The organism is Promicromonospora iranensis (assembly GCF_028994805.1).
GTDB classification, from domain to species: Bacteria; Actinomycetota; Actinomycetes; order Actinomycetales; family Cellulomonadaceae; genus Promicromonospora; species Promicromonospora iranensis.
Genome location: NZ_JAJQQP010000021.1, coordinates 34869 through 58306, shown reverse-complemented (window position 1 = coordinate 58306; position 23438 = coordinate 34869). Strand labels below are relative to the sequence as shown.

The window sequence follows — 23438 nt, the reverse complement described above, 5'->3', positions numbered from 1 at the left end:
AACTCTTTGGGGTGGGGTGCGGGCACGGTGAACATCCTTCCAGCGATGCCTGTCGGCACCACAAGTCAGTTGTCACCTATCCGTGCAGCAGTCCCGTCAGGAAGCCTGCGAGGTGGTAGCCGCCGAAGGTTTTGGCTAGGTCGAGGAACTCGCCCAGGGCTGCTTTGTCGTCGTCGGTGTCGTCGGTGTCGGGGTCGGTGATCGTCGCGAACCGGCGTGCCACGATCCGGAACTGGTCCGCGTTCAACGAACCCGCCTCGCGCAGGACCAGACCCTCACCCGTGACCAGGGTGCCCTCGGTGACGGCGTCCTCCAACACCTGGGTGATGAGTTGACGGGTGTGCTCCCCGTCGGGGTCCTGGGCCGGGTCGGGGAAGTCGACCGGCACGGTCTGCACGAACGCCTCCGGGGTCGTCCGCTCACCCGTGCGGGTGTCGATCAACCACGCCAACGCATCCTGACGGGTCTCGCTGGTGGGGGCGACCTTGGTCATCACAACACGGGCATGGTCGATGCCGAGGGTGCCGTCGACCAGGCCTTCCCGGGTCCCAGGCAGCGCCGTGGCCAGGCGGCGGGCCATCGTCATGTCCCTGCCCGCCGTCACCGAGGAGATGCCTTCTCGGATCCGCAGCCAGGTGGTGAACGCGCGGGCCATCCCGCCTGAGCGCCAGGACCCGTCCGCCTCGATCCTCGACAGCAACGTGTACCGGACTCCGTCGAGGCGGCCGGTCAAGCGGCGGATCCGGGTGTGTGCCTCCATCAGACGGCCCACGGTCGGGGTGTCCCACCCGTCCAGCACCTCCGGGTCGGTCAGGACCGCGAGCTCGTCCATCACGTTCTCGAACCGGGCCAGCGTCTCCTCGATCGACTCAGCAGCAGGCAGGCCAGGGCCGGGAACACCATCCGTCGACGTCGACTGCTCCACCGGACCCCACCCCCTCGTCGCCTCTAGTTCTCACATCCTCAGTGCATCTATTATCTCGAACGCTCGTACGTATCGCACGGCCAAAATGAAATCTGTGGATAACCCTTCGAGCGCCGATGGACTCCCCGGGACCTGGTCCAGGAGGCTCATCGGTCGGCAAAGTGTTCATGCATCGAGCTCGGGAGGGCGGCTGGTCGTAGCGGTGACCGTGCCTCGGGTTAGCGGAGTGCGTCGAGGGCGTCCAGCGCCTCCCGCGTGAGTGCGTTCGACTCCTCCTGCAGCAGTCGAACGCTGGGGGCGTCCCCGGCCGCGGGGTTCGTCGATGTCGCTTCGAGGTGATGGGTGAGAAGGTCGACGATGTAGCCGATGTCGTCCTTGGAAAGCGTGATGTCGAACTGGGCCTCGCTGGGTGGCCAGCCCACCGGACCGAGCCCGCGCTCGGGGTGCTCTCGGTTCACTGCCCAGCCGCGTTCCCGCAGCCCTCGCGCTCGCGCAACCTCTGGGGCGTCCAGGTCGGCGCCGCTCCGCACGAGGTTCGAGACCTCGTTGTCGAGCGTGGCGTCGATGGTCAGCCACGCTCCGACTGCCAGCCTCCGCGACGGGGCGCCGTCGTTCATCGCCATCTCCGGTCCATCGCATCCTCCAGGTGAGTTCCGTCGGGGCGGGTCGAGGGTAAGCGCGGGGGTCACGTGTCGTACAGCGTGGCTGCTGGCTCGTGGAAGCCGAGCATGTCTGGGGAGGGATCGGCCCAGTTGTCATCATGCTCGTCCTCGTCGCGCTGCTCGATGGTCAACCCGAAGAAGGCGCCGCCCATGGGGATGACGCGGGCACCGGCATGGCGGATGCGATGGCAGCGCGTGCCTGGGGCTGGGCTCGGGCCTGTCCGGTCCGAGCTTGGCGGTGGCCCACGGTGAACCATTCGGGGGATTCCGGCATTTCACCCCTGCGCGCTATCGTTCCAGCCGTGAGGGAGAACCCGAGGCCGACACGGCACATCGAGCAGGTCGATCCAGGACGCCTCGGCGGTCCCGTGCCGGGTTCGGTGAGCGGTCCGGCGTGGGACCTGGTGGAGCAAGGGGGTCGGTCCGAGCAGCCCGACCGGCCTGTCCTGCCGGGTCAGCACCTCGGTGGTGAGCCGGAGACGCCGTCCGGCGACGCCGCTGAGCCCGGGCCCGCACCGGCGGACGCGCCCGCATCGCCCGCTCCGACCGAGTCAGTCGATCCGACCGAGTCAGTCGATCCGAGCGCGTCAGTCGATCCCACCGAGTCAGCCGATCCGAGCGCGTCAGCCGATCCGACGGCGTCACCCGGCGTGGTCTCGCGGAAGCGGGTCGCGATGGCGGTCGGCGGGGCCGTGGTCGCGGTGTTCGTGCTGGGCATCGGCGGGCTGGCCATGCTGTGGGGCGACCGCCCCGACGCCGACACCACCGGGCCGATCGAGTGGGTGGCCTTTGACCTGCCTTTCATGATCACCGACGACGACGGCCCGGCCGGCCCGGACCGTGATCCGGAGGACCGGCCCCGTAGCACTGACGAGCCCGAGGACGGCGAACCCGGCCCGGGCAGTGCGGTCGAGGGCGGGGGAGCGACGACGCCGTCGGGTGCCCTGCCGGACCCGGACGGCGTGAGCGAAGGCGGTTCGGGAGCTGCCGCACCAGGCTCGGACGGGACCTCGGGCGGGACCCCGGACGGGACGGCGGGCGGGTCCGGTGCGGGTGGCGCCGGCGGCGGCTCCGGCGGTGGAGGCGACAGCGGGGACGGCGGCGGCCCGGGCGGCGGGGGCGGGACAGGGCCGACGGCCGGCACGCCGTCCCCGACATCGGACCCGACTGACGGACCCACCTCGAGGCCGACCCCCGACCCGACCGCGACGGCGACGGGCGGGCCGACCCCGGGGCCGACGGTGAGCCCCAGCGCGTCGCCCACGCCGACCGGCACGCCGAAGCCCTCGGCCACCGGCGGCTGATCGGCGCGCGGCGCGTCCCGCCCGAACGTACCCTCGGAGGCAGTGCCGGCTCCGACGACGAGGGGTGCCGAGCGTCGCACACGGTGGCGTGGCCGTAGCGGCCGGAAGGGAGGCACCCGTGGTCGACGCGCTCGCCCGCTTCTTCTCGACGGACGACCTCGACGGCTGGGACGTGCTCTTCGCCGCGCTGACCCTGCTCGGCACCTGGCTTGCCGCGCGGTACGCCCGGCGGGCGGTGCTCGCCGCGACGGCTCGGATCAAGGGCCTCACGCCCCAGGTCCAGGACCTGGTGCTGGGCACCGTCAACTATCTCGTCCTGCTCGCGGGGATCGGTCTCGCGCTCACGTTCCTCGGGGCGCAGACTCAGCCGATCCTCACCGTCGTCGTCGTGGTCGGCATCGTGGTCGTCCTGACCATGCGCGGTCTGGCCGACAACTTCGGCGCCGGCATCCTGCTGCAGACCAGGATGCCGGTCAAGGTCGGCGAGGAGCTGGTGTTCGGCGACTGGACCGGCGTCGTCACCGCCCTGAACAGCCGTGCGGTGGTCCTCGAGACCTACGACGGCGTCCGCGTGCACGTGCCCAACTCGGCGGTCATCTCCGAGCCGCTCGTGAACGGTACGGGTATCGGGGCACGTCGCAGCGTCGTCGAGGTCCGGCTCGCGCACCTGCGCGACGACGAGATCGACGGCGTCCTGCTGCCCGCCGTCTCGGCCGCACCCGGCGTCCATGCAGCGCCCGCACCCGACGCGCTGCACGTCGCCGCGGACTCCGCGCGCACCACGCTCCTCGTGCGCTACTGGCACGGCTCGCTCGACGGGTCGGGGGTGACGTCGGCCGTCGTCGCCGCCCTGGGCACCGCGCTCCGCTCGCGCACCGCGGCGTGGGCCGTCGACGCGCCGCCGTCACGTGCCGCCGAGCGGCGGGTCCCGTCGCCGCCCGTCTGATCACCTGCTCGAACGCCTCCTGAGCGCCTGTCCGAGCGCCTCCCCGAGCTGCCCGTCCGCCTCGACGCGCGGAGCGCGAGGCGGGGTGCCACCATCGAGTGAGCACGCTCGAACGCCCCGGGAGGACGAGACCACGATGACCATGTTCACCGTCTGGAAGTTCGACAGCCCCGAGGGTGCGGCAGAGGCCGCCTCGATCCTCAAGAGCGCCGCGTCGGACGGGCTGATCACCGTGGTCGACCACGCCGTGGTGTCGTGGCCCGTCGGTCAGGCCAGACCGACCACGAAGCACGCGCACGACGACGAGCTCCGCGGGAGCGGATGGGGTGCCTTCTGGGGTCTGCTGCTGGGCGGGCTGTTCCTCCTGCCGGTCGTCGGCGCGGCGGCCGGCGCGGCGGTCGGGGCCCTCGCCAAGCACACCGAGGCCGTCGGCATCAGCCGCACCCAGCTCGAGACGATCCGCGAACAGGTCACGTCCGGGACGTCCGCCCTGTTCGCCGTGACCCAGGACGGCGACACGGACCGCGTCGGCGAGCGCTTCAACGGCCTGCACGGCACGCTCATCGCCACCAACCTCACCGACGCCGAGCGCTCCACCCTGCTGGAGACGTTCGGCTCCTGAGCCGGGGCGGGCACTCCCCGCTCAGTCGATGATCTCCGGCGCCGGGCGGTGCTCGCGCAGCCACACCTCGCTCTGCGCGACGTGCGCGGCTGCCGCGACCGAGGCCGCGACCGGGTCGTGCGACGTCACGGCCTGCAGGATCGACCGGTGACCGGCGTCCGAGATCCGCTTGGTCTCGGGGCCGAGGGGGACCGGGTAGGCACGCGACCGGGACCGGAGCACCGCCACCATCGCCCCGAGCGACTCGTTGCCGCCGAGCTGCGCGATCGTCATGTGGAACTCGTGGTCGAGCGCTGACTGCTCGTCGACGTCGTCGGTCGTCTCCAGCCGGTCGAGGATCTCGTTCAGCCCGGCCACCGAGGCGTCGTCGCAGCGTGCGGCAGCGAGCGAGGCGGCGTGCGCCTCCAGGACCCGGCGCAGCTCGAAGAGCTCGAGGATCGACTCCAGCGGGAGCAGACCGACCGTGAGGGCGAGGGTGCGGATCATGTCGGCGGCGCGCAGCTCGCCGACGAAGGTCCCCGCCCCGCGCCGGGTCTCGACGACACCGAGGGCCGAGAGGGTGCGGATCGCCTCCCGGATGGAGCCGCGCGAGACGCCGAGCCGCTCGCTCAGCACGCCCTCGCTGGGCAGCCGGTCGCCGGGCTGGAGCGAACCGTCCGCGATCAGGGTGCGCAACCCGTGGAGGGCCGTGTCGACTGCGCTCACGTCGTGCATGCCCTCAGGATGTCAGGTTCCCGCGGACGCTGCGGATATTTCGCGTCCGTCGAACCTGTCCTACAGATCGTCCCTAATTTCCGCCGCGGTCTAGCGTTTTCGGTGAGTGGCTGCCATGGTTGTCCGACAACAGCCAAAGGGGGCATCGATGGACTCGGTACGGACCGCTCCAGCACCTGCGCCGGTACGCCTCGCGTCCGGCGGACCTGCGCGCGACGCCTGGCCGCTGGACGGGGCGATCGCCCACCTCAACCACGGGTCGTACGGAGCCGTGCCCACCGAGGTGGTGCGTCACCAGCAGGAGCTGCGCCGGCAGGGGGACCTGAGCCCTGTCGCGTGGTTCCCCCGGCTCCCCGAGCTCATCGCCGCGGCGCGCCGTGAGGTCGCACCGTTCGTCGGCGCACGAGCGGAGGACACCGTCTTCGTGCCGAACGCGTCGGCTGCCGCGACCATCGTCTTCAACGCCCTGCACCTGGATCCCGGCGACGAGATCCTCGTCAGCGACCACGGCTACGGCGCGGTCACGATGGGGGCCCGCCGCCTGGCCCGGCGCTTCGGCGCCCGGGTGCGGGCGGTCACCGTGCCGCTGGCCGCCGACGCCGACGAGGTCGTCGAACGGTTCCGGGCGGAGCTGACCGACGCCGTGCGCCTGGTCGTCGTCGACCAGATCACCTCGCCGACCGCACGCCTGCTCCCGACGGCGCGGATCACCGAGCTGGCCCACGAGCGCGGGGCTCGTGTCCTCGTGGACGGCGCACACGCGCCCGGTCTCGTGGAGCACGCAGCCACCGGCGCCGGCGGGGACTGGTGGTTCGGCAACCTGCACAAGTGGCCCTGCGCCCCACGCGGCGCCGCCCTGCTCGTCACCGAGGCCGCCGACCGGGACGAGCTGTGGCCGCTCATCGACTCGTGGGGCGCCGAGGAGAGCTATCCCGAGCGGTTCGACACCCAGGGGACGATCGACGCGACGAGCTACCTCGCCTCGCCCCTGGCCATCGACTTCGTCGAGCGGGAGTACGGCTGGGCACGGACGCGCGAGACCATGACGGCGCTCGCGGACCACGGCGCCGCCGTCATCGGCGCGGCCCTCCAGCCCTTCGTGGACGCACCGGTGGCCACCGACGTCGGCATGCCCGTGGTGTCGATGCGGCTGCTGCGCCTGCCCGACGGGCTGGGACGGGACCGCCGGGACGCCGACGAGCTGCGGCTGCGGCTGCTCGACCTCGCCGGCATCGAGTCGGCATTCACGAGCATCGGCGGCGTCGGCTACCTGCGCCTGTCCGTGCACCTGTACACCGAGCAGCGCGACTTCGACGCGTTCGTCGACCGCGCGGTTCCCCAGATCCTGGCGTTCGCCGAGGAACGCCGCGGCGGGTGACCAGCGCCGCCCCGGCGCCTCACCCGCCATCACCCGAACGAGAAGAAGGAGAGGTGTGGACATGAACCGCACCCGCACTGGCCTCACCGCGAGCCTGGCCACCGTCGGCCTGCTCGCGCTCACCGCGTGCACCCCGGGAGGGGCCGCCGCCGACGGCACGGTCCGCCTGCAGATGGTCGAGAGCCTGACCAACCCGGCCCGGACGGAGGTCGTCCGTGAGCTGCTGGACGAGTTCGAGGCGCAGAACCCCGGCGTCACGGTCGACCTCGTCTCGCCCCCGACCGACCAGGCCGACCAGAAGCTCCAGCAGATGCTGCAGTCGGGTCGCGGCGTCGACGTCCTGGAGGTGCGGGACAGCACGGTCGGCGCGTTCAGCAACAACGGCTGGCTGTACGACCTGTCCGACGACGTGACCGGCTGGGCCGGCTGGGAAGACCTCACCGACAACGCCCAGGCGGTCACCGAGGCGGACGGCTCCCGCTACTTCGTGCCGTACGGCTTCTACGGTCTGTCGCTGTTCTACCGCACCGACCTCGTCGAGGAGGCCGGGTTCGACGGGCCACCGAAGTCGTGGGAGGACCTGCTCGAGCAGGCCACAGCGATCCAGGACCCGGCACAGAACACCTATGGCTACGCGTTCCGCGGCGGCCAGAACGGCTTCGCCAACGTCGTGGCCGCCATCGAGGCATACACGATCGACGACCTCGACGTGGAGGACGCCTACCGGCTCGAGGACGGGTCGACGATCTTCGCGGCGCCCGAGGCGCAGGACGCCGTCGACACGTACTTCTCCCTGTTCGAGCAGGCGTCACCGCCGTCGGCCGTCTCGTGGGGCTACCCCGAGATGGTGGAGGGCTTCACCAACGGGTCGACGGCGTTCCTGCTGCAGGACCCGGAGGTCATCGCCACCGTGGCGCAGTCGACGACCATCGACGAGAGCCAGTGGTCCACGGCACCGCTGCTGACCGGCCCCACGGGCAGGGCGGCACAGCCGCTCGCGACCGCCGGATGGGGAGTCGCGGAGGCGAGCGAGAACAAGGAGGCGGCGGTCGATCTCGTCGAGTTCCTCTCGGGCGCGGAGCCGGCCACCCGGTTCGCCCAGGAGAACAGCCTGGTGCCGATCATCGACGGCGCGGGCGAGGACCCCTTCTACAAGGAGGGGCCGTGGTCGAGCTACGTCGCCATGACCGAGGACCCGGAGACGTACGTCAACGTGGTGCAGCCGCGCGGCGTGAGCTGGTGGACCCAGTGGGAGCAGAAGGCCGACCAGGACCTGCAGGCGGTGCTGCTGGGCAGCATGACGACGACCGAGCTGCTCGCGGAGTGGGACACCTTCTGGACCGAGAAGTACGCGGCGGAGCAGTGACGTGACGGCTACCGCCATCCGTCCGGCGCGGCGGCAGGAGCAGCGCCCGCCGGTCCGCCGCACGCGCTTCGGGCGCAGGCACGCGCTGACGATCCTGGCGTTCTTGTCACCCGCCATCGTCTTCGTCTGCTGGTTCACGTACTACCCGATGCTGCAGGGCGTCCACATGGCTTTCCGCGACTGGAACCTGTGGGACCTCACGTCGACACCCTGGGTGGGATGGGCGAACTTCGCCACGATCCTGAACGACCCGGTCTTCCCCGTGGTCGCCCGCAACACGGTGGTGTGGGTGGTCGGCTCGATCGTCCCGCAGCTCGTCATCGGGTTCCTCGTCGCGCTGGGGCTGTGGCGCCGGTTCCGCTTCCGTGGGGTCTATCAGGCGCTCGTGTTCTATCCCTGGGCGGTCTCGGGCTTCCTCGTCGGGATGCTGTTCCGCTGGATGTTCAACGCCGAGTTCGGCGTGGCCAACGACCTGCTGCTGAAAGCGGGTGTCATCGAGGCGCCCCTGCCCTGGCTCGCCGACCCGGCGCTCGCGATGACCGCGGTGATCATCGCCAACGTCTGGTACGGGGTGACGTTCTTCGCGATCATGATCCTCGCTGCCCTCCAGTCGGTGCCGGACGAGGTGCTGGAGGCCGCCGCCATCGACGGGGCGGGCACGGTGCGGCGGCTCTTCTCGATCGTCATCCCGTACATCTCGACGACGCTGGCACTGACCGTGCTGCTCCGCGCGATCTGGACGTTCAACTCGCCCGAGATCATCTATGCGATGACGGCCGGCGGACCCGCCGGCCGGACGCACATCATCACCACCTGGATGATCGAGTACACCCAGCAGGGCAGCTACGGCCTGGCCAGCGCGATCGGACTGTCCGTGATGGTGGTCCTGCTCGTGTTCTGCGCCTTCTACCTGATGGCGATGAGGCGGGTGAACCAGCGATGACGACGCTCGCACCGATCACGAGCACGGCCCCACCACAGACAGCACCTGCGGCGGCACGTCCCGGCGCACGGCGGGTGACGCCCGGCGGCGTGGCCAGGGGCGTGGGGCTCGCCCTGTGGCTGGTCGCCACGCTGTTCCCGCTCTACTGGATCGTGGTGACGTCGTTCAAGTCGCCAGGGTCGATCAACCGGTGGCCGTTGGAGTACTGGCCCTCCGAACCCTCCACCGCCAACTACACGGACCTGTTCGCCACGTCGAGCTTCGGCACGTTCATCGGCAACTCGCTGGTGGTGGCGCTCGTCGCGGGCGGCACGGCGACCCTGATCGCGCTGCTCAGCGCCTATGTGCTGGCCCGGTTCGAGTTCCGGGGCAAGGGCGCGGTGTTCGGGGCGTTCCTGCTGACGCAGATGATCCCGGCGTTCATCGCGCTCGGTCCCCTGTACGCGATGCTCGCCGATCTGGGGCTGGTCGACACGAGGCCGGGGCTCGCCCTCGTCTATGTCGCGATGTGCATCCCGTTCTCCACGGTGATGCTGCGGGGGTTCTTCGAGAACATGCCCGACGCGCTGGAGGAGGCGGCGATGATCGACGGGTGCTCGCGCCTCGGCGCGCTGTTCCGGGTGCTCGTGCCGGTGATGGCGCCGGGCATCGTCGCTGCGTTCATCTTCAACTTCGTGAACTGCTGGAACGAGCTGTTCCTGTCCGTCGTGCTGATCAACTCGGAAGCCAACAGGACGGTCCCGGCCGCCCTCAACGGCTTCATCTCCACGTTCAACATCGCCTGGGGTCCGATGTCGGCTGCCGCGGTACTCACGATCCTGCCGACCATGGTGCTGTTCGCCCTGGCCAGCCGCTGGATCGTCGAGGGCCTCACGGCAGGCTCGGTCAAGGAGTAGCCGGAGGCGCAACCGGAGGAGAAGGCCGACGGCCCGCGCCCGGTACCGGTCGGTACCGGGCGCGGGCCGGCCGCGCCTCGCCCGGCGCTCAGTGCGCGCGCACCCAGGCCGTCGTCGAGCCGGGGAGCAGACCCCCGGGGAGCGGTTCGCTCGCGAGCAGCACCTCGCCGTCGGGCAGCGACACCGCGTCGGGGCCGAAGTTGGTCACGACGTGCCAGCCGTTCGGGCGCGCGAAGTGCACGACGTCGGCCGGTGCGGGGATCCACTCCAGCGTCTCGTCGGTCTGCAGCTCGCGCCGCAGCGCGAGCGCCGCACGGTACAGCTCCAGCGTCGACCCGGGTGTGCCGTCCTGGGCCTCCACCGACAGCTCGCCGAAGCTCGCGGGCTGGGGCAGGTGCGCGCCGTTGTCGCCGAAGCCGAAGGACGTGCCCTCGCGGGTCCAGGGCAGCGGCACGCGGCAGCCGTCCCGCCCGACGTCGACTCCCGGGTTGCGGAAGAACGCCGGGTCCTGGCGTTCGGCCGCGGGGATGTCGGAGACCTCCGGGAGCCCCAGCTCCTCGCCCTGGTAGAGGTAGGCGCTGCCCGGAAGGCCGAGCATGAGCAGCGTCGCCGCGCGGGCGCGGCGCAGGCCCACGGCGGCGTCGGCGGCCGGCTCCGTACCACCCGAGAGCAGCCACTCGCGCCCCTGCTTCACGGTGCTCCCGTTGCGGGGCGGCAGCGCGTAGCGGGTCGCGTGGCGCACGACGTCGTGGTTCGAGAACACCCACGTCGTCGACGAGCCGGACGCCGCGGAGAGCGCCAGGTTGTCCGTGATGATCGTCCGGAACTGCTCGGCGTCGAAGTCGGCCTCCAGCAGGTCGAAGTTGAACGCCTGGCCGAGTCCTTCGGCGCTCGCGTACCGGGGGCGCCGGGGGGTCGAGACCCAGGCCTCCGCCACCGCGATGCGCGGCGGGCTGTACTCGTCGAAGACCTTGCGCCAGTCGGCGTAGATCTCGTGGACCTCGTCGCGGTCCCAGAGCGGGTGTGCGCCGGGCTCGGTAAGGGCGTCCATCTCGGCCTGCGTCGGCAGGGACTCGCCGAGCTCCTTGGTGAGGGCGTGCGCGACGTCGATACGGAACCCGTCGACGCCCCGGTCCGACCAGAAGCGCAGGGTCTTCCGGAAGTCCTCCCGGACCTCCTCGTTGTCCCAGTTGAAGTCCGGCTGCTCCTTGGCGAAGAGGTGCAGGTACCACTGGCCGTCGGGCACCCGCGTCCAGGCGGGTCCGCCGAACACGCTCTTCCAGTCGGCCGGCGGCTCGGCGCCGTCCGGCCCGAGCCCGTCCCGGAAGATGTAGCGCGCCCGCTCCGGGCTGCCGGGCCCCGCGGCCAGCGCCTCCTGGAACCAGACGTACTCGTCCGACGAGTGGTTCGGCACGATGTCGACGATGACGCGGATGCCCGCGGCGTGCAGGGCCTCGACCATCTCGTCGAACTCGTCGAGCGTGCCGATCCTCGGGTCGACGTCGCGGTAGTCGGCGACGTCGTACCCGCCGTCGGCCAGCGCCGAGGGGTAGAAAGGGCTGAGCCACACCGCGTCGACGCCGAGCCCCTGGAGGTACGGGACCCGGGAGATGATGCCGCGCAGGTCACCGAGGCCGTCACCGTTCGCGTCCGCGAAGCTGCGCGGGTAGATCTGGTAGACGGTCGCCTGCCGCCACCAGGTGGCGTCGTCCGTGAGGGGCTGGTGAGCGTGGGGATTGCTGGTCACGGGTGCTGGTTTCCTTTGCGGTCGGGGACTGGTGGCCGGTTACTCAGCGCAGGAATGCCGTGCACCACAGCGTATGGGCGCACGCTCGGCGGGGCAGCCGGACATCCGGTCAGGCGGTCAGGCGGTCAGGCGGTCAGCGCGTCGATCGCCGCGGGGGACAGCACGTGGTCGACGGCCATGGCGCTCGCGCCCAGCACGCCGGCGCCGTCGCGCGCGCGGGAGGTGACGATGCGCAGGTGCTGGGTGGCCAGCGGCAGGGACCTGCGGTAGACGGCCTCGCGGATGCCCGCGATCAGGTGCTCGCCGGCATCGGCGACCACCCCGCCGATCACGATGACCGACGGGTTGAGCATGCTCACGCACGAGGCCAGGACGCCGCCGATGTCGCGGCCGGCCTGGCGGACCGCCTGGCTCGCCGCGGAGCCCCGGGCTCGGACCAGTGCGACGACGCCGGCGCCGTCGGTGGCGTCGAGCCCCTGGGCCGTGAGGGCCGCCGCGACGGCCTGGCCGCTCGCGACCGCCTCCAGGCAGCCGGTGTTGCCGCAGCGGCAGGGCACGTGGTCGGCGCCCGGGACGGACATGTGCCCGACGTCGCCCGCCGCGCCCTGCGCGCCACGGCGGAGGGCCCCGTCGGCGATGATGCCGGCCCCGATGCCGGTGGAGATCTTGACGAGCAGCAGGTCGGAGACGTCAGGCCAGGCGGTCCGGTGCTCGCCGAGCGCCATGATGTTGACGTCGTTGTCGACGAGCACGGCGACCCCGAACTCGGCGCCGAGGACGCCCGGGACGTCGGCGTCGTCCCAGCCGGGCATGATCGGCGGGTTGATCGGCCGCCCGGTCGAGTGCTCGACGGGCCCCGGCAGCCCGATGCCGATGCCGGCCAGGTCGCCGGCGTCCCGGCCCGCGGCGGCGAGCAGGTCCCGGCCGGCCCGGGCCACCCAGGGCAGGACGACGTCCGGGCCGGCGGCGATCGAGAAGGGCTCGTCGCTCGCCGCGAGCACGGTGGAAGCGAGGTCGGTGACGGCCAGGCGGGCGTGCGTGGCGCCGAGGTCGACCGCGAGGACCACCCTGGCGCCCGGCTGGAAGGCGAAGGTCGCCGGCCGCCTGCCGCCGGTGGAGCCCGCCATGCCGGCGGGACCGATGAGCCCCGTGCTCATGAGTGCGTCGATCCGTGTCGCGATGGTCGACCTGGCCTGGCCGGTGATGGCCACCAGGTCGGCGCGCGTGCGCGGTTCGCGGTCGCGCAGCAGCTGGAAGAACTCGCCTGTGCCCAGGGACAGGGGCACCCCTCGCGGGGGGTCCTCGATGAGCATGGGCAACCGCCTCCCGGGTGAACTTATGGCTGCGTATCGGCAAAAGATAGCCCATATGAGCCAGGAGCCGCAGAAGCCGCGTAAACGACAAGCATCTTTTGCTTGACTTCAACCAAAAGATCCCTACATTGGTGGACATGCGAGCCGATGACGACGCGCACACTCCCGTACCTGACCCGGTCCTGCGCCTTCGTGGCGTCGGCAAGGAGTTCTTCGGCACCTCGGTGCTGCGAGAGATCGACCTGACCCTTTTTCCCGGCCAGGTCCACGCCCTGGTGGGCGAGAACGGGGCCGGCAAGTCGACGCTGATGAAGGTCGTCGCCGGGGTGCACCGTCCGGACACCGGCACCATCGAGCTCGACGGAGCTCCGGTCTCCTTCGCTACCCCGCTCGACGCCCAGCGCGCCGGCGTCGCCACGGTCTTCCAGGAGTTCAACCTGCTACCGGACCGGTCGGTCGCCGAGAACGTGTACCTCGGCCGCGAACCGCTCCGGCGCGGCATGGTCGACCGCCGCCGGCTGCACGCCGACACGAGCCGCCTCCTCGACGACCTGGGACTGACGAGCATCACGCCCTGGACGCGGGTGGGGTCGCTGTCCGTGGCGCAGCAGCAGGTGGTCGAGATCGTCAAGGCCGTCTCGTACGACGCCCGGATCATCTCGATGGACGAGCCGACCGCAGCGCTCGCCGAGCAGGAGGTGGCGCTGCTCTACGAGCTGGTCGGGCGGCTGCGGGACCGCGGCGTCGCGATCCTGTACGTCTCGCACCGGCTCCAGGAGATCTACGACCTGGCCGACACGATCACCGTGCTCAAGGACGGCAACCACATGCTCACGGCGCCGGCGGCCGAGGTGAGCCCGGACCGGCTGGTGCGGACCATGGTGGGCCGCGACTTCGCCGGCTTCTTCCCGGACAAGCCCGCCGACACGGTGTCTGGTGAGTTGTCTGGCGAGTTGTCTGGCGAGTTGTCTGGTGAGGTGGCCGGGGAGGTGCCCGGCGAGGTGCGGCTGGCGCTGGAGGGTGCCGGCAACTCGATGGTGGACGGCATCGACCTGGAGGTGCGGGCCGGGGAGATCGTCGCGCTCGCCGGCCTGCAGGGTTCGGGCCGTACCGAGATCGCGCACGGCGTGTTCGGCATCGCGCCGTTCACACGCGGCCGGATGACCGTCGACGGACAGCCGGTCCGCGTGCGGACGCCCCGGCAGGGCGTACGCCACCGCCTCGCGCTCGTCACCGAGGACCGGAAGTCCGAGGGCCTCGCCCTGGGGCAGTCGGTGCTGGCGAACGCGCGGCTCGTGCTCGACGCCGTCCTGCCGCGCGCGTCGGACCGCCGGGCGCGGGGCGTCCCGGGCGTGCTCCGCTCCCTCGCCGTACCCGCGAGCACGGTGGCGTCCGCGCGGGACGTGGAGGTGCAGTACCTGTCCGGCGGCAACCAGCAGAAGGTGGTCCTCGCGAAGTGGCTCGTGACCGAGCCACGGGTCATCGTCCTCGACGAGCCGACGCGCGGCATCGACGTCGGCGCCAAGCGCGCCGTCTACGACCTCATGCGCACGCTGACCGCCGAGGGGACGGCGGTGCTGCTCATCTCGTCGGAGCTGCCGGAGGTGGTGGCGATGGCCGACCGCGTCCTCGTGCTGCGCGACGGCCGGGTCGCCGGCGAGCTGCCGGGCGGCAGCGACGAGGAGACCATCATGGCCCTGGCCACGGGTGCGGCATGACGGCCGGCACCGGAGCACGCCGCTATCACCTCGGCTCGACCGAGATCGTCTACCTGGCGCTCGTCGGCATCCTGGTCGTCGCGGGCGTCCTCGTGGCGGTCCGCGGCGGCAACCTCTTCGCGCAGGGCAACGTCAGCTACATGCTCACGCAGACCAGCCTGCTCGGGTTCGTCGCCGTCGGGCAGACGCTGGTGGTCCTGTGTCGTTCGCTCGACCTGTCCGTCGGGTACGTCGTCGCGCTGTGCTCGCTGATCGGAGCCACGACGATGGCGGGCGACCCGTCACGCGTGTGGCTCGGGGTGGTGGCCGCGCTGGCGGTCGCGGCCGGCGTCGGCCTCGTGAACGGCCTGATCATCTCGGCGCTGCGGGTCAACGCCTTCATCGCCACGCTCGGCATGGGCCTGATCGTCAAGGGCTTCCTCGACACGCGCTTCAAGGGGCCCGAGGGTGAGGTGCCCTTCGCCTTCCAGACCTTCGGCTACACGCGCATCGGCCCGGTGCCGGTCTCCACGATCGTCATGCTGCTCGTCGCGGCCGCGGCGTTCGTGCTGCTCACCAGGACGCGCGCGGGCTATCACATGTTCGCGGTGGGCGGGAACCTGGACGTCGCCCGGCTCTCCGGCGTGCGCACCGGCCGGACCCTCGTCCTGGCGCACGTGCTGTGCTCCCTGTGCGCCGGCGTGGCAGGGCTCCTCATCGCCGCCCGGTTCGGCACCGGGAACGCGCTGGTCTACTCCTACGGCCTCGACCTGGACTCGATAGCAGCGGTGGTGCTGGGCGGCACGCTCCTGTTCGGCGGCCGAGGCTCGGTAATCGGCACCGTCGGCGGGGTGGCGATCCTCGCGGTGCTCGACACCGCGTTCAACGTGCTCGACGTCAACCCGTTCTTCAAGGACGTGCTGCGCGGCGTGATCATCATCGCCGCCGTGGCGCTGTACGCGCGGCGGCAGATCGACCCGGCGAGCCGGCGCGTCCGGTTCGGCGCCAAGGGCTCGGCTTCACGAGGAGGTGACGTCGCATGACCACCGGCCTGTCCCAGGAGACGGCACAGGGAACCGCACGAGGCACCGCGCGGCAGTGGCGGGAGCGGCTGCTGTCCGGCGGCAGCTGGACGGTGCTCGCGCTGCTCGTGGTGGTCCTCGTCGTGATCGTCGTGATCAACCCGTCGTTCGCGGAGCCGGTGTCGCTCATGGCGTTCGCGAAGAAGGCGGCACCGCTGGTGGTGCTCGCCGTGGGGCAGTACTTCGTGATCGTCTCGGGCGAGTTCGACCTGTCGGTGGGCTCGCTCGTCGGCGCCCAGGTGGTCATCGCGGCCCGGCTGATGGACGGCGACGAGGCACTGACCTGGCCCGTGCTGGCGCTGATGCTCGTGTTCGGGCTCCTGGTCGGGCTCGTCAACGGACTGGTGACGACGCTGCTGCGTGTCCCGTCCTTCATCACCACGCTCGGCATGATGCTCGTGCTCTTCGGCGCGATCCGACTGTGGACCGGCGGGGCCCCCACCGGCGCGCTGAGCGAGAGCTTCCGGGTGCTGGGCCGCAAGGGCTTCCCGGACGTGCCCGGCCAGTTCCAGGTCCCGTACGCGCTGCTGGTGGCGCTCGTCGTCGTCGGGTTCGCCGTGCTGCTGATGCGTCGTCCGTTCGGCAGGTCGCTGGTCGCCGCCGGCGACAACGCGGTGGCCACCGCGTACAGCGGCGCCCCCGTGTGGTGGCTGCGCACGCGGGCCTTCCTCCTGTCCTCGCTCCTCGCCACCGTCGCCGCGGTGCTCATCGGCGGGTTCGCCGGGGTCACCGCCCAGGTGGGCCAAGGGCTGGAGTTCATGGCGATCACCGCCGTCGTGCTGGGTGGCGTCGCCCTCGGGGGCGGGCGCGGGACCGTGGTCGCCGCGATGGTCGGGGCGCTCGCGCTCGAGGCCCTCTTCACGCTGTTCAACCAGCTTGCCCTGCCGTCGACCATCCGGCCGGCCGTGCAGGGCGTGATCATCATCGTCGCCGTCGCCTACGCGGCACGTCGGCGTCGCACCTAGCTCACGACACCGCTCGAACCCAACCGTTGGACCCGCACTCATCAAAGGGGATGGACATGCGACCGATCCGAGCACTGCTGGCGGGCACGGCTACGGCAGGACTGCTCCTGCTCACGGCCTGCACCACCGACGCCCCTACCGAGCAGCCGCCGGCCGCCGAGACGAGCGCGACCGAGGAGGAGCCGGCCGAGTCCGGCGCCGAGAGCGAGTGGTTCGTCCAGGAGGACTACGACCGGGAGCTGGCCCAGCGTGACGTCGAGCCGGAGGGCCCGGCGGACCAGCCGTGGCTCCAAGCCATCGAGCCGGAGTACGTGGACACCGCGGACCTGGCGAGCGAGGGGGGCGACAAGACGCTCTGCTTCTCCAACGCCTCCGTCTCCAACCCGTGGCGGGTGACCGGCTGGATCACCATGCAGCAGCAGGTGGAGGTGCTCAAGGAGGAGGGCGTGATCGGCGAGTTCCGGGTGTCGGACGCGGCCGACGACGACAACAAGCAGATCTCCGACATCCAGGCGTTCGTCGAGGCGGGCGACTGCGACGCGATCATCGTCTCGCCGTCCACCACCGCGACGCTCACCCCGGCCGTGGAGGCGGCCTGCGAGAGCGGCAAGCCGGTCATCGTGTTCGACCGCGGCGTGAACACCGACTGCATGGTCACGTTCATCCACCCGATCGGCGGCTACGCCTACGGCGCCGTGGGCGCCGAGTTCCTGGTCGAGAACCTCGACCCGGGCTCGACGGTCCTCGCGCTGCGCATCCTGCCCGGCGTGGACGTGCTGGAGCACCGGTGGGCCGCGGCCGACAAGGTCTTCTCCGAGTCCGACATCGACGTGGTCGGCGTCGAGTTCACCGGCGGCGACGGCGCCAAGATCAAGGACCTCGTCACCCAGCACCTCCAGCGCGGCGAGATCGACGGCATCTGGATGGACGCCGGTGACGGCGCCGTCGCGGCGGTCGAGGCGTTCGAGGACGCCGGCCAGCCGTACCCGGTCTTCGTCGGCGAGGACGAGATGAGCTTCCTGCGCAAGTGGGACGAGACGGGGATGACGGCGATCGGCAACGTCTACTCGAACTTCCAGTGGCGCACCCCGATCCTCGCCGCGCAGAAGATCTGGGCCGGCGAGGAGGTGCCGTCCGAGTGGGTGCTGCCCCAGGAGCCGGTGGTGCAGGACGACCTCGCGGAGTTCCTCGAGGCCAACGCCGACATGCCGTCCCTGCACTACGCGAAGTTCGGCGGCGAGGACCTGCCCGGGTACCCCGAAGCCTGGACGGACCGCTAGATGGGCGTGCCGTCGAGAGCCGTGCCGTCGAGGACCGTGCCGTCGAGGACCGTGCCGGCAGGGACCGCGACCACCTGGCCGGTCGGCGTCAACACCTGGGTGTGGACGTCGCCGCTCACCGACCGCTCGCTCGCCGAGATCGCACCGCGCGTCGCGGGCTGGGGGTTCGACGTCCTGGAGCTCCCCGTGGAGCGCCTGGGCGACTGGGACCCGCAGCGCGCGGCGCGGCTGCTCGCCGACCACGGCCTGGCTGCGAGCGTGTCCCTCGTCATGGGCGAGGGCCGCGAGCTGGTCGCCACGGACGGGGGCACCGTGCGGGCGACGCAGGACTACCTGCGCGCGGTCGTCGACGCCGCGCACACGGTGGGCGCGCGGGTGATCGGCGGCCCGGCGTACGCGTCGGTGGGACGCACCTGGCGGACGACGGCGCAGGAGCGGGCCGACGCCTGCGCCGAGCTCGTCGAGAACCTCGCGCCCGTCGTCGAGCACGCGATCGCAGCGGGCGTCGTCGTCGGTCTCGAACCGCTGAACCGCTACGAGACGAGCCTGGTCAACACGGTGGACCAGGCGCTCGCGATCGTCACCCCTCTGCCCGCCGAGGGGATCGGGCTGATGCTCGACGTCTACCACATGAACATCGAGGAGCGGGACCTGCCCGCCGCGGTCGAGCGCGCCGGGGCGCGCATCGCCGCGGTGCAGGTCTGCGGGAACGACCGCGGAGCGCCCGGCGGCGACGGCATCGGCTGGCCGGCGCTGCTCGCGGCGCTGGAGCAGGCCGGGTACGACGGCCCGCTCGTCATCGAGTCGTTCACGGGCGAGAACGCCACCATCGCGACCGCTGCCTCGATCTGGCGGCCGCTCGCCGCCAGCCAGGACGCCCTCGCCCTCGAGGGCCTCGCCCACCTGAGAGGACTGATGCCCTGACACAGGTCCGACCCGCACACGCCGAAGTCTGAACTTGCCACGTGTGCTCGGCGCCGGCACGCCGGGCTGGTCAACGAAACACGCTCCGCCGGGGGCACCCCCGACGGGTCCGCACGTCGATCTGCCCAGGAGGCAACCCGATGACCGCACCACGACGTCCCCGCTGGGGGAGATCCACGGCGGCTCTCGCCGCCGGAGCACTGGCGCTCACGCTCGCCTCCGTCCCGGCCACGGCCGCCGACGGACCGCACGCCGCTGCCGAGGCCCAGCAGGAGGGCCGGGTCCTCATCTTCACCGCCACCACGCAGTACCGGCACGCCGAGGCGATCACCCAGGGCACCCCGGTGCTCGAGGCGGCGTTCGCCGAGGCGGGCATCGAGTCCGACCACACGGAGGACCCGACCGTCTTCAACGATTCCGACCTGGCGCAGTACGACGCCCTGGTCATGTTCCAGGCGTCCGGCGACCCGTGGAACGCGGAGCAGAAGGCCGCGATGGAGCGGTACCAGCAGGCGGGTGGTGGCATCGTCGCCATCCACAACGCCACCGACATGCGCGGCAGCTATGCCTGGTGGGACGAGATGATCGGCTCGCTGATGCCGGGTCATGCCGCCACCGGATCGAGTCCCGGCCTGCCGGGCACGGTCCGTGTCGAGGACCGCACGCACCCCTCCACGAAGCACCTGCCGCAGCGCTGGGACCGCGCGGACGAGTGGTACAACTTCTCGACGAACGTGCGGGGCGACGCCCACGTGCTGGCCACCATGGACGAGTCGACGTACGACCCGGGCAGCAACGCGATGGGCTACGACCACCCGATCTCGTGGTGCAAGTACTACGACGGCGGTCGCGCGTGGATGACCGGCATGGGCCACTTCGGCGCGCACTACACGGACGAGCCCGACCTGGTGCAGCACATCGTCGGCGGCGTGCAGTGGGCCGCGGGGCTGGCCGAGGGCGACTGCGGCGGGACCGACTGGGGGCAGTTCGAGAAGGTCGCGCTGGACACCAACACGAGCGCGCCGTTCGGGATCGACGTCGCGCCGGACGGCAGGGTCTTCTTCACCGAGCTGGTGCGCGGGCAGATCCGGGTGTTCGACCCGGAGACGCAGACCACGTCCACCGCCGTGACGCTCCCGGTGTACTCGGGCGGCGAGGACGGGCTGCTCGGCATCGCCCTCGACGAGGACTTCGCCGAGAACGGCTACCTGTACCAGTACTGGTCGCCCGCGACCGAGGACGACACCGATCCGGAGAGCTTCTTCAACCGGCTCTCCCGGTTCACCGTCACCACCGGCGCCGCCGGGTCGACGGTGATCGACCCGGAGTCCGAGAAGGTGCTGCTGGAGGTACCGGCCCGACGGCTGCCCGACGAGCCCGGGCACACGGGCGGCGGGCTGATCATCGACCACCGGACCGGTGACCTGTACCTCGGCGTCGGCGACGACGTGAACCCCCACTCGGAGCCGTCGGGCGGGTACGCGCCGATCTCCGAGCGGGACGGCACGTTCCACGACGCGCGGGCGACGTCCGCCAACACCAACGACCTGCGGGGCAAGGTCCTGCGGATCCACCCCGAGGACGACGGCACGTACACGGTCCCGGAGGGCAACCTGTTCCCGGAGTCCGAGGACACCGCCGACCAGACGCTGCCCGAGATCTACGCGATGGGCTTCCGCAACCCGTTCCGGTTCGCCATCGACCCGGCCACGGGCAACCTCGGCGTGGCCGACTACTCGCCCGACAGCAACACCGACAACCTGGCCCAGCGCGGCCCGGCCGGCATCGCCGAGTGGAACCTCATCAAGGAGCCAGGCTTCTTCGGCTGGCCCCTGTGCATGGGGAACAACGAGCCCTTCCGGGACGTCGACTACCGCACCAGCCCGGTCACGGTCGGCGAGTTCTTCGACTGCGACGCGCCGGTCAACGACTCGGTCCGGAACACGGGTCTGACCGAGCTGCCCCCGGCCCAGCCGGCGGACCTGTGGTATGGGTACCAGCGGTCCTCGGTGCCCGGCGGGATCAACCAGGGCGGGGGCCTGGCGCCGATGGGCGGCCCGTTCTACGACTACGACCCCGAGCTCGAGTCGGACACCAAGTTCCCCGCGTACTACGAGGGCAAGGCGTTCTTCTACGAGTGGTCGCGCAACCAGGTGTTCACGGTCGAACCGACCGATCCTGAGGCGGCGCCGGGCGCCACCGACGTCGAGAAGGTCAACCGGTTCCTGCCGGACGAGGACTTCCTCGCGCCGATCGACGCGAAGTTCGGGCCCGACGGCGCGATGTACGTGCTCGACTGGGGCGGCGGCTTCGGCCGGGACAACCCGAGCTCCGGGCTGCACCGGGTCGACTACGTCTCGGGCTCCCGCTCGCCCGAGTCGGTACCTCGGGCGACGCCGGACTCCGGGACCGCGCCGCTGGAGGTGACGTTCGACGGGACGGACAGCACCGACCCCGAGGGCGAGGACCTCATCTACGCGTGGGACTTCGACGGGGACGGCACCACCGACTCGACCGAGCCGACGGCGTCGCACACCTACACGGAGGACGGTGTCTACGACGCCCGGCTCACCGTCACCGACCCGGCGGGCAAGGACGGGACGGCGACGGTGCCGATCACCGTGGGCAACACGCGGCCGGAGGTCGAGTTCGGGCTGCCGCCGACGGGCTCGTTCTTCGAGTTCGGCGACACGATCCCCTGGGACGTCTCGGTGACCGACGCCGAGGACTCGTCCGACGGGTCGGCGATCGACGACCAGCGCGTGGTCATCCAGCCCGCCCTGGGGCACGACGCGCACTCGCACCCCTCCGAGCCGCTCCACGGCCGCACGGGTTCGGTCACGACGTCGCTCGGCGGCGGGCACGGCGCGGACACCAACCTCTTCTACGTGCTCGACGCACGCTACGAGGACGACGGCGGCGCCGGGGACGTCCCGTCGCTCACCGGCTCGGACACGACCCTCGTGTTCCCGAAGCAGCGCCAGGCCGAGTTCCACACGGACTCGGAGGGCACGACCACGGCACCCAGCCGGGACGTCGAGGGTGGCGGGTCGGTCGTCGTCGGCGCCGACGGGGCGTGGGCGTCCTACGACCCCGTGAACCTGCGGGGTGTGGACGCCCTCACGTTGCGGGTGGCCTCGGCCGCGGCCGGCACGGTCGAGCTGCGGCAGGGCGCGCCGGACGGCGAGCTGCTCGGTACCGCCGAGGTGGCGGGCACCAGCGTCCGCGACTTCACCGACGTCCGCGTGGACGTCGACGACCCCGGGGAGAGCTTCACGCTCTACGTGGTCTTCCCCGGGCCGGGCGAGCGGCGGCTCAACTTCGTGGAGGCCGTCGGGAAGGGCGCCGCCGAGACGACCCGGCCCGAGGTGGCGATCACGTCGCCGGAGGGTGGTGTGGAGCTCGAGCCCGGCCAGGTGGAGGTCGCCGCCGAGGCGACCGACGCGGAGAACGCCGTCAGCCAGGTGGAGTTCTTCGCCGACGGGACGTCGATCGGTGTCGACGAGACAGCGCCGTACACGGCGTCGTGGGACGTCGCCGCCGACGGCCGGTACGAGCTGACGGCCGTGGCCACCAACGATCGCGGCCTGACCACCACCTCACGGATCGTCGTCGCGCAGGTCGGGGACGTGTTCGGCGGGATGCGCACCTTCAGCAACGCGGACGGCGAGTTCGAGCAGCTCGCCGCGGGGCGGTACGTCATCGACTCCGGCGGCGCCAACATGTGGCAGGGCACCGACGAGTACTCGACGATCTTCCGCGAGGGCTCCGACCGGCACTGGACGGCGACCGTGCGGATCAACAGCCAGGGCAACTCCCACGGGTCCGCCAAGGCGGGGATCATCGTGCGCAACGACGTCACGCAGCCAGGCTCGTCGCCGGGCTACGCGGCGCTCGGTCTCCGGCCGAGCGGCGGGTTCGAGTGGTTGCGCGGCAACGCCGCCGGTCAGCTCGTCACGTCGTCGGGCGGCGGCTCGACGGCGTACCCGGCCTGGGTGCGGCTCGTGCGTGACGGCGACCGGTACACGGCGTACCGGAGTTCCGACGGCGAGACGTTCACGCAGATCGGCGAGCCGGAGGCCCTGCCGGGCGCTGCCGACCTGCAGGACGTCGGGCTGTTCGTCACCGCGCACAGCGCGTCGAACCGGAGTGCCGTGGAGTTCCAGGACTTCACGTTCGACGACCAGCCCGACCCGCCACGGGTCGAGGTCACGGCGGCGCCCCGGTGCACCGGCCCGCAGGCACGGGTGGCGGTGAGCGCGACCAACACCGGCGCCGACCCGGCGCGGCTCGTGCTCAGCACCCCGCACGGGAGCAAGACGTTCCGTGAGGTGCTGCCCGGGGAGACCGTCTCCCGCCAGTTCGCGACGCGAGCTCGGGCCGTCGCCGCCGGGACCGCCACGGTCACCGCGACGAACGGTCCGCACGAGGTGGTGGTCGAGGAGCCCTACGACGCCGTGCGCTGCCGCTAGCGGCAGCGGCTCGGAAGGGGCGATCCGACACCTGACAGCGACACCTGACAGCGACACCTGACAGCGACACCTGACAGCGACACCTGACAGAGAGGAGCAAGGACGTGCCGAAGACGAGGAGCAGGCCGCGGAACGCACCGCGGCGCGGGCCGAGCGCTGCGGCACGTCCGTCGAGCCGGGGCGGTGCCGGCCGCCCCGGAAC

General features: G+C 71.5%; 19 protein-coding genes. 13 read left to right on the top strand and 6 right to left on the bottom strand.

Annotated elements, in window-relative coordinates:
* Positions 1-76 precede the first annotated feature (76 nt).
* The 3 genes from LUM46_RS26060 to LUM46_RS26050 all read right to left on the bottom strand — a co-directional run bounded on the left by LUM46_RS26060 (position 77) and on the right by LUM46_RS26050 (position 1739).
* Positions 77-925, bottom strand: a complete 849-nt coding sequence (locus LUM46_RS26060) for a DUF222 domain-containing protein (protein ID WP_274998170.1) — start codon at positions 923-925, stop codon at positions 77-79.
* A 218-nt stretch (positions 926-1143) separates the two neighbouring features.
* On the bottom strand, positions 1144-1548 hold the full coding sequence (locus LUM46_RS26055) for a hypothetical protein (RefSeq protein ID WP_274998169.1): 405 nt from the start codon (positions 1546-1548) through the stop codon (positions 1144-1146).
* Positions 1549-1610: 62 nt separating this feature from the next.
* Positions 1611-1739, bottom strand: a complete 129-nt coding sequence (locus tag LUM46_RS26050) for a hypothetical protein (RefSeq protein ID WP_274998168.1) — start codon at positions 1737-1739, stop codon at positions 1611-1613.
* A gap of 498 nt (positions 1740-2237) precedes the next feature.
* On the opposite strand from LUM46_RS26050, the gene LUM46_RS26045 reads away from it, so the two are divergent.
* The 3 genes from LUM46_RS26045 to LUM46_RS26035 all read left to right on the top strand — a co-directional run bounded on the left by LUM46_RS26045 (position 2238) and on the right by LUM46_RS26035 (position 4459).
* Positions 2238-2891: a hypothetical protein gene (locus LUM46_RS26045; RefSeq protein WP_274998167.1), complete on the top strand. Its 654-nt coding sequence runs from the start codon at positions 2238-2240 to the stop codon at positions 2889-2891.
* Positions 2892-3009: 118 nt separating this feature from the next.
* Entirely contained in the window at positions 3010-3837 is an 828-nt protein-coding gene (locus LUM46_RS26040; RefSeq protein WP_274998164.1) for a mechanosensitive ion channel family protein, read from the top strand.
* Positions 3838-3973: 136 nt separating this feature from the next.
* Entirely contained in the window at positions 3974-4459 is a 486-nt protein-coding gene (locus LUM46_RS26035) for a DUF1269 domain-containing protein (protein WP_274998163.1), read from the top strand.
* A 21-nt stretch (positions 4460-4480) separates the two neighbouring features.
* On the opposite strand, the gene LUM46_RS26030 is transcribed toward LUM46_RS26035, so the two are convergent.
* Positions 4481-5173 carry a FadR/GntR family transcriptional regulator gene (locus tag LUM46_RS26030; protein WP_274998162.1) on the bottom strand — a complete coding sequence of 231 codons (693 nt, stop codon included), beginning with the start codon at positions 5171-5173 and terminating at the stop codon, positions 4481-4483.
* A gap of 148 nt (positions 5174-5321) precedes the next feature.
* Here LUM46_RS26030 and LUM46_RS26025 point away from each other — a divergent pair, with 148 nt between their 5' ends.
* The 4 genes from LUM46_RS26025 to LUM46_RS26010 all read left to right on the top strand — a co-directional run bounded on the left by LUM46_RS26025 (position 5322) and on the right by LUM46_RS26010 (position 9756).
* The gene (locus LUM46_RS26025) at positions 5322-6551 is read left to right on the top strand and encodes an aminotransferase class V-fold PLP-dependent enzyme (RefSeq protein ID WP_274998161.1); all 1230 of its coding nucleotides are present in this window, start codon (positions 5322-5324) and stop codon (positions 6549-6551) included.
* 61 nt (positions 6552-6612) lie between these two features.
* The gene (locus LUM46_RS26020) at positions 6613-7917 is read left to right on the top strand and encodes an ABC transporter substrate-binding protein (protein WP_274998160.1); all 1305 of its coding nucleotides are present in this window, start codon (positions 6613-6615) and stop codon (positions 7915-7917) included.
* A gap of 1 nt (position 7918) precedes the next feature.
* Positions 7919-8860, top strand: coding sequence for a carbohydrate ABC transporter permease (locus tag LUM46_RS26015; protein ID WP_274998159.1), 942 nt, complete (start codon positions 7919-7921; stop codon positions 8858-8860).
* Entirely contained in the window at positions 8857-9756 is a 900-nt protein-coding gene (locus LUM46_RS26010) for a carbohydrate ABC transporter permease (protein ID WP_274998158.1), read from the top strand. Before LUM46_RS26015 ends, LUM46_RS26010 begins: the two co-directional genes overlap by 4 nt.
* Before the next feature lie 88 nt (positions 9757-9844).
* On the opposite strand, the gene LUM46_RS26005 is transcribed toward LUM46_RS26010, so the two are convergent.
* On the bottom strand, positions 9845-11503 hold the full coding sequence (locus LUM46_RS26005; protein ID WP_274998157.1) for a glycoside hydrolase family 13 protein: 1659 nt from the start codon (positions 11501-11503) through the stop codon (positions 9845-9847).
* A 125-nt stretch (positions 11504-11628) separates the two neighbouring features.
* Positions 11629-12816: an ROK family protein gene (locus LUM46_RS26000; protein WP_274998156.1), complete on the bottom strand. Its 1188-nt coding sequence runs from the start codon at positions 12814-12816 to the stop codon at positions 11629-11631.
* Between the two features lie 137 nt (positions 12817-12953).
* On the opposite strand from LUM46_RS26000, the gene LUM46_RS25995 reads away from it, so the two are divergent.
* The 6 genes from LUM46_RS25995 (at position 12954) to LUM46_RS25970 (ending at position 23236) form a co-directional block, all read left to right on the top strand.
* Positions 12954-14534 (top strand): sugar ABC transporter ATP-binding protein, encoded by a 1581-nt coding sequence (locus LUM46_RS25995; RefSeq protein ID WP_274998154.1) that lies wholly within the window; start codon positions 12954-12956, stop codon positions 14532-14534.
* Entirely contained in the window at positions 14531-15556 is a 1026-nt protein-coding gene (locus tag LUM46_RS25990; protein WP_274998152.1) for an ABC transporter permease, read from the top strand. Before LUM46_RS25995 ends, LUM46_RS25990 begins: the two co-directional genes overlap by 4 nt.
* A complete protein-coding gene (locus tag LUM46_RS25985; protein WP_274998151.1) occupies positions 15553-16560 on the top strand; it encodes an ABC transporter permease in 1008 nt (335 codons plus the stop codon). The genes LUM46_RS25990 and LUM46_RS25985 overlap by 4 nt, the downstream gene beginning before the upstream one ends.
* A gap of 56 nt (positions 16561-16616) precedes the next feature.
* Positions 16617-17840 carry a substrate-binding domain-containing protein gene (locus tag LUM46_RS25980; protein WP_274998150.1) on the top strand — a complete coding sequence of 408 codons (1224 nt, stop codon included), beginning with the start codon at positions 16617-16619 and terminating at the stop codon, positions 17838-17840.
* Between the two features lie 51 nt (positions 17841-17891).
* On the top strand, positions 17892-18764 hold the full coding sequence (locus LUM46_RS25975) for a sugar phosphate isomerase/epimerase family protein (RefSeq protein ID WP_274998149.1): 873 nt from the start codon (positions 17892-17894) through the stop codon (positions 18762-18764).
* Positions 18765-18904: 140 nt separating this feature from the next.
* Positions 18905-23236: a ThuA domain-containing protein gene (locus LUM46_RS25970; RefSeq protein ID WP_274998148.1), complete on the top strand. Its 4332-nt coding sequence runs from the start codon at positions 18905-18907 to the stop codon at positions 23234-23236.
* The last annotated feature ends 202 nt before the right edge of the window (positions 23237-23438 follow it).